Origin of the sequence: Streptomyces sp. NPDC086549 (assembly GCF_044746205.1) — a bacterium.
In the GTDB taxonomy this organism is placed as follows: domain Bacteria; phylum Actinomycetota; class Actinomycetes; order Streptomycetales; family Streptomycetaceae; genus Streptomyces.
Map to the genome: position 1 here is coordinate 334969 of NZ_JBIVBS010000009.1, position 12745 is coordinate 347713.

At 70.1% G+C, this 12745-nt stretch carries 10 protein-coding genes and 1 pseudogene; 4 read left to right on the plus strand and 7 right to left on the minus strand.

From position 1 onward, the window contains the following. Positions 1 to 157: 157 nt before the first annotated feature. Positions 158 to 463: a hypothetical protein gene (locus ACIPSA_RS27955; RefSeq protein WP_402639207.1), complete on the minus strand. Its 306-nt coding sequence runs from the start codon at positions 461 to 463 to the stop codon at positions 158 to 160. An 85-nt stretch (positions 464 to 548) separates the two neighbouring features. On the opposite strand from ACIPSA_RS27955, the gene ACIPSA_RS27960 reads away from it, so the two are divergent. Further along, complete coding sequence (locus tag ACIPSA_RS27960) at positions 549 to 680, plus strand: hypothetical protein (protein WP_402639208.1); 132 nt, start codon at positions 549 to 551, stop codon at positions 678 to 680. Between the two features lie 589 nt (positions 681 to 1269). Here ACIPSA_RS27960 and ACIPSA_RS27965 read toward each other — a convergent pair. The 3 genes from ACIPSA_RS27965 to ACIPSA_RS27975 all read right to left on the minus strand — a co-directional run bounded on the left by ACIPSA_RS27965 (position 1270) and on the right by ACIPSA_RS27975 (position 4507). After that, a complete protein-coding gene (locus ACIPSA_RS27965; protein ID WP_402639209.1) occupies positions 1270 to 1710 on the minus strand; it encodes an SRPBCC family protein in 441 nt (146 codons plus the stop codon). A 175-nt stretch (positions 1711 to 1885) separates the two neighbouring features. Then, complete coding sequence (locus tag ACIPSA_RS27970; protein WP_402639211.1) at positions 1886 to 3223, minus strand: carotenoid oxygenase family protein; 1338 nt, start codon at positions 3221 to 3223, stop codon at positions 1886 to 1888. A gap of 3 nt (positions 3224 to 3226) precedes the next feature. After that, positions 3227 to 4507, minus strand: a complete 1281-nt coding sequence (locus ACIPSA_RS27975) for an MFS transporter (protein WP_402639213.1) — start codon at positions 4505 to 4507, stop codon at positions 3227 to 3229. Between the two features lie 119 nt (positions 4508 to 4626). Between ACIPSA_RS27975 and ACIPSA_RS27980 the strand changes: the two genes are divergently transcribed. Then, entirely contained in the window at positions 4627 to 7290 is a 2664-nt protein-coding gene (locus ACIPSA_RS27980) for an AAA family ATPase (protein ID WP_402639215.1), read from the plus strand. Here ACIPSA_RS27980 and ACIPSA_RS27985 read toward each other — a convergent pair. Both ACIPSA_RS27985 and ACIPSA_RS27990 read right to left on the minus strand, forming a co-directional pair. Beyond that, positions 7252 to 7626 carry a DUF2255 family protein gene (locus ACIPSA_RS27985; protein WP_402639217.1) on the minus strand — a complete coding sequence of 125 codons (375 nt, stop codon included), beginning with the start codon at positions 7624 to 7626 and terminating at the stop codon, positions 7252 to 7254. The two genes, ACIPSA_RS27980 and ACIPSA_RS27985, sit on opposite strands and share 39 nt — an antisense overlap. 433 nt (positions 7627 to 8059) lie before the next feature. Next, positions 8060 to 8503: an ankyrin repeat domain-containing protein gene (locus ACIPSA_RS27990; RefSeq protein WP_402639219.1), complete on the minus strand. Its 444-nt coding sequence runs from the start codon at positions 8501 to 8503 to the stop codon at positions 8060 to 8062. A gap of 896 nt (positions 8504 to 9399) precedes the next feature. Between ACIPSA_RS27990 and ACIPSA_RS27995 the strand changes: the two genes are divergently transcribed. Next, positions 9400 to 10053 carry a class I SAM-dependent methyltransferase gene (locus ACIPSA_RS27995; RefSeq protein ID WP_402639221.1) on the plus strand — a complete coding sequence of 218 codons (654 nt, stop codon included), beginning with the start codon at positions 9400 to 9402 and terminating at the stop codon, positions 10051 to 10053. Positions 10054 to 10152: 99 nt separating this feature from the next. Here ACIPSA_RS27995 and ACIPSA_RS28000 read toward each other — a convergent pair. Beyond that, positions 10153 to 10884, minus strand: a pseudogene (locus tag ACIPSA_RS28000) (amidohydrolase family protein); the annotation flags it as partial. Between the two features lie 133 nt (positions 10885 to 11017). Here ACIPSA_RS28000 and ACIPSA_RS28005 point away from each other — a divergent pair. Then, entirely contained in the window at positions 11018 to 12097 is a 1080-nt protein-coding gene (locus ACIPSA_RS28005; RefSeq protein ID WP_402639312.1) for a protein kinase family protein, read from the plus strand. Positions 12098 to 12745 lie beyond the last annotated feature (648 nt).

Genomic DNA, 12745 nt, shown 5'->3' on the forward strand with positions numbered 1-12745 from the left:
CCACAGCCGACCGATGCGCCGACACGCTCGACGCTTCCCTTTGCGACGGCCCCTGCGGGGTGTTGTCCGGCCGCTGGCAGGGCGCCGGCAGGGTGCCGTGGAGAGGTGACGAAGGAGCAGCATGGCCACTCCCGCCGGCGCAGGACGTGGCGGTTCGTCAGCTGTGAACAGTTCCCCGCGCCAGAGGGGAGGCTCCGAACCGCCGGTGACCGCCCTGTCGTTGCGCGAGATCACCCGCCCGGTAGCGGTGCAGGTGCATGGGGTGGTCGATGGCCCCGGGCGGTGATGCGCATGCGTACCCGGTGAAGGTGAACGAGTACGACAGGCGGTCGAAGAGCTTACCCCGCTTCAGCGTGGCGGGCTCGGCGCGCCCGTCGGGGCTGACGGCGAGGCCGGCCTTGTCGAGGATCTCGGAGGTGTCCAGCCGTAGCGTCACCGGGCCGTCCGGCATGGTGAAGGCCACGTCGTAGTGGCCGTCGGCGGCGAGGAACAGGCCCGTGCCCGGCTTCAGTTCTCCCGGTTCGCCGATCCGATTGCCGTCGTGGGCGGTGACCCGGAACGCGGTGTCCCGTCACCGGGAGGCCGGCCGCGACCGCGCGGCGTTCGGCGCTGCCGGTTGGGTCGAGGGCGCCGATCTGGTCCTCTCCGCCCGGCCGCAGATGAGTGAACACGCTCTGTAGCGCGCCCTGCTGGCCGTCCTCTGGGAGAGGCGCATCGAACAGGCCGCGTTCCAGAGTGCGTTCGGAGTCCGGGTGCGTGTGGTACCAGTACGTGTCGGTGCGGTCGGGTACGAAGCGTTAGACGTCCACGCTGTGCCAGTGCAGGGTGACCTCCACCGACTGGCCCTTTCGAGCAGCAGTTCCGGGCCGGGGTTGGTGCCGTTGAAGGTGAGTGCGTCGATCCTCTTGCCAGAGGACAGTCGTACGGTGCCGTGCGCGGGGGGGGGGCAGGGTGAAGCGGCGTCGGGGCTGGAGGAAGATCCCGATCGTCGTGGCCAGGACCAGAGCCGACGCCCCGGCCGCGACCGGCAGGCCGAGCAGGAAGCGGTGGGTGACCAGCTGCCCCCGCCGGTTGCCAGCAGCAGTACCGCGACCAGCCGGGCGGCGACGACTGCGGCGGGGACCTACAGGACGAGCGGTCTTCGTCGTGCCTCGCCCTGCTGTGGTGCGGGCTGTGCCAGACGGCGGCTGGCCCGGCGGCCCAGCAGGCCGCCGGTGATCGCCGGCAAGACGGCCGCCATCCGATCGGTGAGGAAGAGCGGCTCGGTCCCTACTCCGCCGCGTTCTTCAGGGCGTCGAGCCAGGCGCTGAGTGAGTCGTTCAGCGCGGCGGCGAGGTTGTCCCGGTCGGCCTCGACCGGGGCGCCCGCCCAGGACTCCCGGGTGCGGACCACGACGCCGTCGCCATCCTCGGTGAACCTCCACTCGTGCACGCCGGTGATGCCGTGCGCGGGACCGCCCCACAGGATGCGGTGCGGCGCGTCGACGGCGTAGATCGTGGAGTCGATGGACAGGCCCGCTGTGGACCAGTGGAAGGTGGTGCCGGGGGCGACGGGGCCATCGAGCCGGGCCTCGGTGATGGCGAGCTGCCAGCCGGGCCAGGAGCCGATCCCGGTGTGCAGCTGCCAGACCCGATCGAGGGGAGCGGCGATCCGGATGGAGTGGTCGGCGATGACGGGGGCGTTCTCGTCGATGGTCGTGGGGTACGTCATGGCAGTTCCTCGGTGTTGGGGTCCGGGCCGCCGTGAGGGGGAGTCAACGGTGGCCCGGACGGCTCGGCGGTTCAGGCGGGCAGATCGGAGTCGGGGGTCTCCGGCGGCGGTGGATGTCTTACGGGTTGGAGGCCCGGCCGCATCGGCGAGGTGGCGGCCGGGCGGCTGGGGCGGTTCAGGCGGGCTGTTCGGAGTCGGGGATCCAGTGGCCGTGGATGCCGGCGGGCACCCTGCGGGGGAGTTCGACGGCAGCCACGGTGCTCAGGTCGCTCGCGTCCAGGACGAGCAGCTCCGAGACATCGGACTTGAGGTCGCTGACGATGGTGAGCAGGTAGCCGTCGTCCTCGGCGGTCCCGCCCTCGGCGGGAGCGAAGACGGCCTCGCCGGGCATCCGGCCCTCGCCGTGCGCGAGCAGCTTCTCCTGGCCGGTCCGCGTGTCGAACTTGATGGTGTGGTAGCCCGACAGGCCTGCGCCGGGGAAGGCGATGGCGTAGCTGTAGCGGTAGGCCGAGCCGGTGTGTGCGTCGTTGATCGACGGGAACTCGGTGGCCAGGTCGTTGAGGGACTCACTGGTGACCTTGCCCGTGGCCGGGTCCATGATCCACCGGTAGAAGGTCGAGCCGGCGTCGGGGCTGGTGCCGTAGCCGGGAGCGCCGACCCACCACTTCCACGAGCTCTCCCAGGCGGACCGGTCGAAGCGCGGTGCTTCGAGGACGATCCGGCCCTGCGTGTCGGTGTAGGCGTTGGCGACGTGCAGCAGCGCCCCCTGGTCCGCCACCTCGAACCAGGTGGTCGTGCCGCCGGCGCGCGGCATCACGCCGATGCGCAGCGGGACGTCGTCGTGCCAGCGGTAGGGGATGCCGGAGTGCTCGGCGTGGTCGAAGACCACGGGCGAGTTGATGAAGACGACGTGCTCGCGCGTGATGGCGAAGTCGTGCATGAGCGACGGGCCGGAGCCGTCGACGACCTCCGACTTGACGATCTCGCCGGACACGTCGGCCACGTAGTAGGTCAGGTACGGCGGGAAGGGGCTGTAGCTGAAGAAGTGCAGCTCACCGGTCTCCGGGTCCTCTTTGGGGTGGGCGGTCATCGCGCCTGTGAGTTTGCCGCCGAAGTCGTGGACGCCGATCGTGTCGAGGTCGGCGCTGACCTCCCAGGGCAGGTTGGCCTCCTGCAGAGCCAGGTAGCGGCCCCCGTGGAAGATGATGTTGGTGGCGGCGGCGCTGACTTCGAGCTCGGTTCCGGTGAACGGCACGCCCTCCAGGAAGGGGGTGCGCACCCAGCGGTTGCGGTACCACTCGGCCCGGCCGTTCGTGAGGCGGACGCCGTGGATCATGCCCTCGCCGCGGAACCAGTGGGTGGGGGTGACGCCCGGCTTGGGGTTGTGGCCGTTGCGGAAGTAGCGGCCGTTCAGCTCGGGCGGGAGGGCGCCGCGCACCTTCAGCCCGCGGCCGATGATCTCGTCGGTGACGGGGGCGAAGTGGCCGCTGATGTACGGCTTGTCCAGGGTCATGTTTCATGCCTTTCGCGTCGAGAGAGCCGAGATGAGCACGGTCAGGGCGGCGCAGGCCAGGAAGGCCGCGCCGGAGGAGGGGAGCAGGTTCAGGAAGGAGAGGCCGATGGCACCGCCGATCTGCCGAGTGGCGTTGACCAGCCCTCCGGCCAGGCCGTTGTCGGTGGCCTGGATGCCGGCGGAGGACATCGCGGTGAGCCGGACGAAGGCCACCCCCAGCCCGATGCCGATGAGGAGCGTCGGACCGAGCAGGTCGATGAGGAACGTGCCGTCGGCCGGGGTCCGGGACAGCCAGGCCAGTCCGGCCGCTAGGACCAGCAGGCCCACGGGGAGCACGTGGCGGCCGGAGACTTTGCCGGTGACCCACGAGGAGAGGGTGATCACGACGGCGAGCGGAAGCTGGGTCAGTCCGGCCTCCAAGGGGGAGTAGCCGAGGGCGCGTTGCTGGTAGAGGGGCAGGAAGTAGAACAGGCCGAGCCAGACCGCGCCCAGCAGGGCCATCAGCACGTTGGGCACCGCCACCACGCTCATGCGTGTCGGCAGCAGCGGGTCGGCGGCGCGGCGCTGGAGCATCACGAACAAGCCGAGCAGGGCCAGACCGATCAACGCGAGCGGCCAGGGGCCTGACAAGCCGTAGGTGAGCGCGACCAGTCCCGCCGTCACCGTCACCGCGCCCGCCGCGTCCAGGCTTCCGCCGCGTGGCCGGTCGGCCCCGACCAGCAGCCAGGCGGCCACCAGGACGGCCAGGGCGAGGGGCACCATTACGACGAACACCGCACGCCAGCCGTACAGGCTGGTGAGCAGGCCGCTCAGCAGCACGCCCGCCGCCCCGCCGGCACCGGAGACCGCGCCCCACACTCCGAGCGCGATGCCACGCCGCTCCCTGTCGGGATAGAGGGTCAGCACCAGGGCCAGCGCCGTGGGCGCCAGCAGTGCGGCGCCGATTCCCTGCGCTGCCCTGCAGACGATCAGCACGATCGCCGTGGGCGCCAGTGCCGCGCCCAGGGAGGAGAGGGCGAACTGGCCGATGCCGAGCAGAAACACACGGCGAAGGCCATACACGTCGCCGGCGCGCCCGCCCGGCAGCAACAGCGCGCCGAAGACCAGTACGTAGGCGTTGACCGTCCATGCCTGGCCCGCGTCCGACAGATCGAGCCCGGCCCGGATCTGGGGCAGGGCGACGTTCACGATCGAAGTGCTCAGCACGACCAGGAACTGGGCCGTGGCCAGAACCGCCAGCGGTATCCAGCCGGTGGTGGTCCGTTGGGTTGCGGTGCGGGTCATGGCTCGACCCTCGCAGCGGGCGCCCGCCGCTCGCGTCGGTAGTCATCGCCTATACAACTCCGTGGGCGACTTGGGTCGTGCCTGGATTCTGCGGCGCACGAACCCCTAGGTTCTCGGACATGCCCGAGACATACGCGGACGTGCTGATCGGCCGTCAGGACGAGATACGGCAGCTCGACGCCCTGCTCCAAGCGGCACGGGAGGGCCGGGGTGGCGCCCTGGTCCTTCGTGGTGAGCCGGGCATCGGCAAGAGCGTGCTGTTGCGGCATCTGGACGAGGCCGCGACGGGGTTCCTCGTCATGCGGGCGTCCGGCGCGGAGTTCGAGTCGGAGCTGCCGTTCGCCGCGCTGCACCAGTTGCTCGCGCCCGTGACGGGCCGGCTGATGGCGTTGCCTCCGCCGTACCGTAAGGCGCTGGAGATCGCTTTCGGCCTCGACACCGGCACATCCGATCCGTTCCTGGTCGGCGTCGCCACGCTGGGCCTCCTGGTGGAGACCGTGCGGGAGCGCCCGCTGCTGTGCGTCGTCGACGACGCACAGTGGCTGGACCGGGCGTCGGCCGAGGCGCTGGCCTTCCTGGCCCGCAGGGTCTCGGCCGAGCCGATCGCCGTTGTGTTCGCGGCGCGCGAGCCGAGCCGCCTGCCCGAGCTGGACGACCTGCCCGCCCATACGCTTCAAGGTCTTGGCGAAGCGGATGCCCGGGCGCTGCTGGCCGCGGCGATCCGCGCCCCGCTGGACGAGCGGGTGCGCGACCGCATCCTGGCCGAGGCGCGTGGCAACCCCCTCGCGCTGGTGGAGCTTCCCAGGACCGCCGGACTCGCCGGCATGGCGGGCGGATTCGCCCAGCCCGACTCGGTACCCAGCGTGATCGAGCAGAGCTTCCGGTCCCGGCTGGAGCTCCTGCCGCCGGCGACTCGGCTGCTGGTGACCGTCGCCGCCGCCGACCCGATCGGCGATCCCGGCCTGCTGTGGCATGCGGCCGAACTGCTGGGCATCGACGTGGCTGCCGCTGCGGAGTCCGTCCCGCTGGTCGAGTTCGGCACCCGAATCCGCTTCAGCCACCCCCTCGCCCGCTCGGCCGCCTACCGCGCCGCGGCGCCGGAGGAGCGGCGCAGGGCGCACGGGGCACTGGCCGCCGTGACCGACCCGGTCGTCGACCCCGACCGGCGGGCCTGGCATCGCGCCCAGGCCAGTGCCGGCCCGGACGAGCAGGTCGCCGCCGAGCTGGAAGCCTCCGCCACCCGCGCCCAGGAACGTGGCGGCATCGCGGCGGCGGCGGCCTTCCTCGAACGCTCGGCCGTGCTCACGATCAGCCCGGTCCAACGCACCGAGCGGGTTCTCGCCGCGGTCCAGGCCAAGCTCTCGGTGGGAGACTTCGACGCGGCGGCCGACCTGCTCAGCACCGTCCCGACCTACGATCCGAGCCAGGCCGCCAGGGCCGACCTGCTTCGCGGCAGACTGTCGTTCGTCCGCCGCCGGGGCGACGAAGGCCCCACGGAGTACCTCCTGCGTGCCGCCGCCCGGCTGGCGGCCTCCGACCCTGCCTGGGCACGGGAGTGCTATCTGGACGCCATCGAGATGGGCCTTCTTCTCGGCGGCCTCGACCACGTGGTGGAGGCCGTCAGGAAGGCCCCGCCGTCGGGCGACCCGGTATCCGGTGCGGCGGCGGTCCTGACCGGCCTGATCAGCCTGGTCAGCGACGGGCATCCGGCGGCGGGGGAGATCCTCGGGCCGGTCGTCAGCGACGCCGACGACGAGGTGTGGGCCAGGCGGCCGTCACTGGGCTTCATGGTGGCCACCGAGCTGTGGGACTTCGATGCCCTTTACGGCATCGCCAGCCGTGCCGTCGCGGCGGGCCGCGAGTCGGGGTCCTTCCACGCGCTGCCCATCGGACTGGCCATGCAGGCCACCGCGACCGTGCACAGGGGCGACTTCGGTGCCGCGATGGAGCTGATCTCCGAGGAGGAGGCGATCGCCGACGCCACCGGCGCGGCACCGCTGGTCTACCCGCGCCTCCACCTGGCCGCGATACGCGGGCGGCGCAAGGAGGCCGTCGAACTGTTCGCGTCGGTGGATCACCGTATGAGCCTCAGCGTGCAGTGGGCGACGGCCGTGCTCAACAACGGCCTGGCCGACTACCAGGCCGCGCTGAAGGCGGCGAAGCTGGCGGTCGAGTACGGCGCCGTCGGCACGGCGGGGCTTGCCCTGCCCGAGTTGGTCGAGGCGGCCATGCGGTGCGGCGAGGCCGAACTCGCCGCCGCGGCCCTCGCGTCCCTCCAAGAACGCGTCCAGGCAGGCCGGCAGGCGTGGGGGCTCGGCGTCGAGGCGTATGCGCGGGCCATGGTGACCGAGGACGAGTCCGCCTATCAGCAGGCGATCGGTCTGCTCGACGACAGCACACTGGTGGTCTACCGCGCCCGGGCACATCTGCTGTACGGAGAGTGGCTGCGCCGGCAGGGCCGACGGCGTGACGCCCGCTCCGAGCTGCGGCTGGCGCACGAGTCGCTGTCCGACCTCGGGGTGGAGGCGTTCGCCGAGCGCGCCGCCGGCGAGTTGCGCGCCACGGGCGAGCAGGCCCGCAGCCGCTCGTCGAAGGCGTCGGAGCAACTGACGATGCAGGAGGTGCACATCGCACGCCTGGTCGCCGACGGCTCCACTTCCAAGGAGGTGGCGGCGAAGCTCTTCCTCAGCCCGCGGACGGTCGATGCGCACCTGCGCAACATCTTCCGCAAGCTCGGGCTCACCTCACGCAGGCAACTGCGAGGCGTGCCCGAGATTCGTTAGTCGCATGGTGGTGGCCGCGGCCTCGTCACCGTTCATCGACTCCACGGGGCCGGGCCAGCTCAACCCGTACTTGGCCCGGTAGGCACCGGAGACGCGCCGGACGAGCTCGGGGGCGTCCACCGGCCGGAGCGTGACGGACAGCCGGACCCCGGCCACCTCCGCCTCCGTGTCCGCGTGCCGAAGGACCCGGCGGTACCAGGCACTGCGCCGTCCGAAAGCCGAGCGGACATACGCCTCCCCGTCGAGCACCACCACCCAGACCGTCCTGGCCGACCACCGGCCGTCCGCGTGCCGTACCCACAAAACGATCTCCGCGCTATCCATGACAGTGCTCATGGACCAACTTTCACCGTGCCGGCACCACGTACGCGTCGGTGGTGTTCACCTAGCTGGGCGGGCTCCGCCGACGTGAGGGCGGTGATGTCGCGCGGCCAAGGCACTGGCCGGGGCTGCGGGTGTGTCCCCCAAGCCGTCGTAGCCGAACGGGTGGATCCGCCCGAACTGGGGTCGGTGCAGCGTTGTGACCTTGACCCAGGTGTCCTGTGCCACGACTGCAAGCGCTGGGCCGAGGGCGCTGTCCGCCAGGCTGGCTTTCGTGCTTCCGTACCCGACCCGGCCACCCGTGTCGAAGGGGATCTTCAAGTCCCCCTTGACCCACCGAGATCGCTGTGGTCCCAGCACTCCAGTCCCGAGTGAACCGGCGGGCCACTCCTGGGGTCTGTTGGGAAAGTGGCCTTCGGGGGCGGGGGTATGGAGCCGCGGACGGTCGTCAAGCGTGCGCCTGGGGCGCTTCGTTCGCCGGATGAGCCCCTGCAGACAGCAGCGCCGCAATCGTCTCTGGGTACGGTCCGGCCATCGCCCAACTCAAAGGCGAACGGCCCGTGCCGTGGTCTTCGCGGAGGTTGGGGTCCGCACCCGCCGCGATGAGTGTGAGCACGGTTTCTGTGTGCCCCCAGCAAGCGGCTGCGCACAGCGGTGTGCCCTCGGTGCGGTGGCCGCTTTCGACATCAGGATCGGCGCCGGCTCGCAGGAGGAAATCGGCAATATCGGTGGCTCCTTGGACCGCCGCCGCGTACAGGGGGGTCGTGCCGCCGGAATCGGCTGCTTGCGGACTCGCTCCGGCCTGCAGGAGACGACGGACGAGCGTGATGTCCCCGATCATCGCCGCTCTGACCAAGCGATTCGACTGCTTCTTCGAGCGTCTTCGGTTCATGACTGCGGAGACTAGACCGTCAGCCGGCAGGCCGTCACAAAGAGTTCGTTGAGCACCGCGACCAGCACGGTTGCTTCGTGACGCTCGCAGTAGTCGGTTGTGTCGCACTTCGGCGGTCAGTCGCCCCGGGAGCCGAGTTCCAGGCGATTGTGGCCCCGGCCCGCGGCGGACCGGGATGGCCGCTTTGGCGCCGCGTCCTCGCAGGTAATCCCTGTCGCGGCGGGCGCCGTACGCCTTGTCGGCTCGCACCCGGTTCGGTCGCCTGCGGGGTCGGCCAAGACCGATTCGAGGCACCTGGATCGCTTCCAGGACGGGCTCGAACTGCGGAGAATCGCCTCGCTCCCGGCTCGACGGCGATGCCCCCGGGCGGCTCCTTTGCAGGTCCCCTTTTGCGCCGCTCCGGCCGCGTGCTGACGGGTCCGGCACACGGTGGAGTCGATATGTACGTCCTAGGTGATCAGGCCTTTCGCGTCGGCCTGGGCCTGGAGCTGGGTGACGATCCTGGCCCGGGTGCCGTCTCGTTGCCAGCGACGGAACAGATCATGGACCCGCTCTCCGGGCCCGTTGCGTTCTGGTACATCGCGTCAGTGGCACCGGTCCGGGTCCGCCACCGTATGCCGTTCATCAGCTGCCGTCGCGTCCATACCGGCGGACGGCCCGGATCGATGCCCTTCGGTAACAACGGTGCCGGCCATACCTACTGGCCGTTCGCCAGATCGCCGCGCCCCACGCGTGAGTCCGATGTTCACTCCTGCGACCCGATCCGGCCCAACGGGCCGGCAGGTCAGGCTCGCCGGAGCGGACTCTTGACCTTGCCCGAGGGTGAAGACCGACGGTGTCTGTGGCGACCAACCCGGCCAGCTGAGCCTGACCGAACCCGGATGAGAGGAACCTGGATGGATGACGACGCTCTCCTGGCAGAGCAGATGGCCTACTACAGGGCCGGCGCGGCCGAATACGACCGGTCCTATGCAGAGTATGAAGGCCTGCAGAAGCTGCTGGCTGTCGTCGATGACCTCCCGATTGCCGGGGATGTGCTGGAGTTGGCCTGTGGAACGGGCCAGTGGACCCCGAGACTTGCCGCGCGGGCCCGTTCGGTGACGGCTGTCGACGCGGCAGCCGAAGTGTTGGTTCTCGCTCGTGCGCGCACCGCATCCCCCACCGTCCAGTTCATTCAGGCTGACCTCTTCGAGTGGCAGCCGCCACGACGCTACGACACCGTGTTCTTCGCCTTCTGGCTCTCCCATGTTCCACCGACGCGGTTGCCCGGCTTCTGGAACACCGTCGCTGCCGCGCTCGCGCCAGGCGGCAAAGCGATCTTCATCGACGACGGTCCTGCCGCAGCCACATACGAGGAAGTCCTCGCGAACCAGCCGACCCCGGCGACGCTGCGCCGACTCGGTGACGGCCGCCAGTACCGCATCGTGAAGGTATTCCACGATGCCGAGACCCTCACGGACGACCTCGCAGCTCTGGGGTGGTCGGTCCACATCCGGACCAAGGCCGGGAACTTCATCGGCATCGCAGAACCACCGACCATCCCGTGCTGAGAGGCCCCGCCCGCGGGGGCGAGCAGGCGAGCTGGGTGCTGGCCCGAGTGCCGGGTTGCGTTGGACCGGGGCGGTACCGAACGGACCGGCCGGGCGGGCCTATTGGAGGCTTCGCAGCCGCGGGATGAGCTTGGTGGCGGTACCGCCCAGCACGGTGGCGCGTTCAGCCTCCGACAGCTCTGCGCTCGTCGCGATCCGCTGGGGGTTGGCGACGGCGATGTCTTGCCGCAGGTATGGGTGGTCGGATCCGAAGACGACGCGGTCCATGCCAACGGTTTCGTGAAGCAGGTGGAGTACTGGGTCGGACCATGACAGCGCCGTGTCCCAGTACAGCTTGCGGAAGGTCTCGGCCGCGCTCTCGCGCCCCTCGGCTCCGGGGATGACGCCCAGCTCGTCGACAATGCCGATGCGTCCGGCCAGGTAGGGGATCGTGCCGCCGGCATGAGAGAAGACGTAGCTGACGTCGGGAGTACGGGCGAAGGTGTTGGTGTACAACAGCTGGGCGACGGCGCGGGTTGTGTCGGCGGTGAAGTCGATGAGCGAGTCGGGCAGGCCGAGCGCATGGGCGCTGGGATCGGGCGACGCGTTCGGGTGGACGAAGACCAGCGCCTTGCGCCGCTGGAATTCATCGAAGAGTGGAGCCAGACGGGCATCGCCCAGGTAGGCGCCGAGGGCGTTGCTGAACAACACGACTCCGTCAAGGCTCAGCACGTCCAGTGCATAGGCGAGCTCGGCGAGCGAACCGTCGACGTCGGGCAGGGGCAGGCAGGCGAATCCACCGAATCGGTCTGGGCGGTCCCTGACCAGTTCGGCGGCCAGTTCGTTGCACCGACGCGCAAGGGCCCGCGCCGGAGAACGAACAGCCCCGGTGTTCCCGGAGCTGACATGTCAGTTCTTCGGGAATCGTGTGTGGTCGCCTGGCATGATCAACAAAGTGAGTCTTGATGCCCCGCTGGAGCCGCCAATGGATGAGATCGTGTCAGAGCACGCTGCGCGAGTGTCCGCTTATGCGACCGTGGGAGCACGGCTGTCCCTGTTCAGCGATCGGCGACTCGGGGATGCCGTGGCCGCCGCGCCGAGTCTGGGTTCCGGTATCGGCGGCAGGTCGGCGGAGATGGAAGTCGAGGGGATACGCGTCTTCGTCAAGCGGGTCCCGCTGACGGACATCGAGTTGCGACCGGAGCACCTGCGATCGACCGCCAACCTGTTCGAACTTCCTCTCTTCTACCAGTACGGGGCCGGGTCGGCGGGGTTCGGTGCCTGGCGTGAACTGGCCGCTCAGATCATGACCACAGGCTGGGTGCTGAAGAACGAGTACGCGGGTTTCCCCCTGCTGTATCACTGGCGGGTTCTGCCCGACAGCCCCCCTCGTGGCTTCGTCGACGCGTTAGGGGGAGTTGAGGGGGCCGTCGCGCGTTGGGATGGGTCACAGGCTGTGCGCCGTCGACTGGAGGCCATCGGCAGGTCCTCCTTCAGCTTGGTGCTCTTCCTGGAGCATGTGCCTCAGACGCTCGCCGCCTGGCTCGGCGGCACCCGCGATGCGGCCAGTCTGGAGTCGCGATGCGACTCGTCCTATCGGTGGGCCGAGGCCGCGCTGATGCTAGGGACGGAATTCATGAGCGCGCGTGGACTGGTCCACTTCGACGCGCACTTCGCCAACCTGCTCACTGACGGTCGCCAGGTGTACTTCGCGGACTTCGGGCTCGCGCTGAGCCGCGACTTCGACCTCTCGGCGGAGGAGGACGCCTTCCTGGCCGATCATCTTGTGTACGACCGCAGCTATGCACCAGGCCACCTGTTGCGCCACCACCTGCCCGACGACGTGCGGGGCGGCAACGACCACGGGACCTTCCTGCGTGCATGGGTGGAGGGACGCAGACCCGACGGCGTTCCGCCCGAGATCGGCGTGATCATCGACCGGCACGCCCCGCACGCCATCGTCCTGGACGACTTCCACCACCGATTCCTCACGCAGAGCAAGCGCACTCCGTTCCCCGCAGCCGAGGTTCGGCAGGCCCTCACCAGCACATCGGCATCGGGGTAGTCACGGCCGCTCCGCTCCGCTCCGGTCCGCTCCGCCAGCCGTGCCGCGTTCGACCTGCGGCCGCACCATGGAGCGGCTGTTGAGGGTCCTTCAGTTCATGAGGGGGATGAGGGTGGGCAGCCACGGCCTCCAGTCCATGTGCGGACCACCGGCGCGCGGCTGCGCGCGGCACCTGCCGCCGTCCTCGTCCAGGGCAAGCACGCCGGCGCATGGCCCGCGGTCCGGGTGATGTTCGATCCGCCGTGAGCGGAGGGTAGATGCGGGGACCACGCCTCCTCGGTCTGCGCGGCGCACCTTGCCGTGAAGCGGTATGGAGTCACCTTGCCTCACCGACACCGCGGTCGCGGCGCGACTGTGGGACGCCGGCTGTCAACTGACCGGCGTCGACCTCGACACCATACGCGGATGGACCAGTCGGGCACGCCCTGGCCGACCAGCATGTTCCGGTTGGCCAACTGAGGGCTGATGGCCGCGCTTCCGTACGGCCCGCGGGGTGATCCCGACGAGGGCGGCGAGTTCGCCGATTCGAATGACCTCGGTGAAAACCATGACGCTGCGACAAGGCCAAGCGCCAAGCACGGTCTGTGTGGCGGGTGGCACGCCCGCCCGACCGCGACGGAAGGCCCCAGGTGCCTCCTTGACCTGGGC

Excerpts from the sequence above, each read along its gene's own strand:
- ACIPSA_RS27965 (WP_402639209.1), bottom strand. The coding sequence starts at position 1,710 with ATGACGTACCCCACGACCATCGACGAGAACGCCCCCGTCATCGCCGAC.
- ACIPSA_RS27970 (WP_402639211.1), bottom strand. The coding sequence starts at position 3,223 with ATGACCCTGGACAAGCCGTACATCAGCGGCCACTTCGCCCCCGTCACC.
- ACIPSA_RS27975 (WP_402639213.1), bottom strand. The coding sequence starts at position 4,507 with ATGACCCGCACCGCAACCCAACGGACCACCACCGGCTGGATACCGCTG.
- ACIPSA_RS27980 (WP_402639215.1), top strand. The coding sequence starts at position 4,627 with ATGCCCGAGACATACGCGGACGTGCTGATCGGCCGTCAGGACGAGATA.
- ACIPSA_RS27985 (WP_402639217.1), bottom strand. The coding sequence starts at position 7,626 with ATGAGCACTGTCATGGATAGCGCGGAGATCGTTTTGTGGGTACGGCAC.
- ACIPSA_RS27990 (WP_402639219.1), bottom strand. The coding sequence starts at position 8,503 with ATGAACCGAAGACGCTCGAAGAAGCAGTCGAATCGCTTGGTCAGAGCG.
- ACIPSA_RS27995 (WP_402639221.1), top strand. The coding sequence starts at position 9,400 with ATGGATGACGACGCTCTCCTGGCAGAGCAGATGGCCTACTACAGGGCC.
- ACIPSA_RS28005 (WP_402639312.1), top strand. The coding sequence starts at position 11,018 with ATGGATGAGATCGTGTCAGAGCACGCTGCGCGAGTGTCCGCTTATGCG.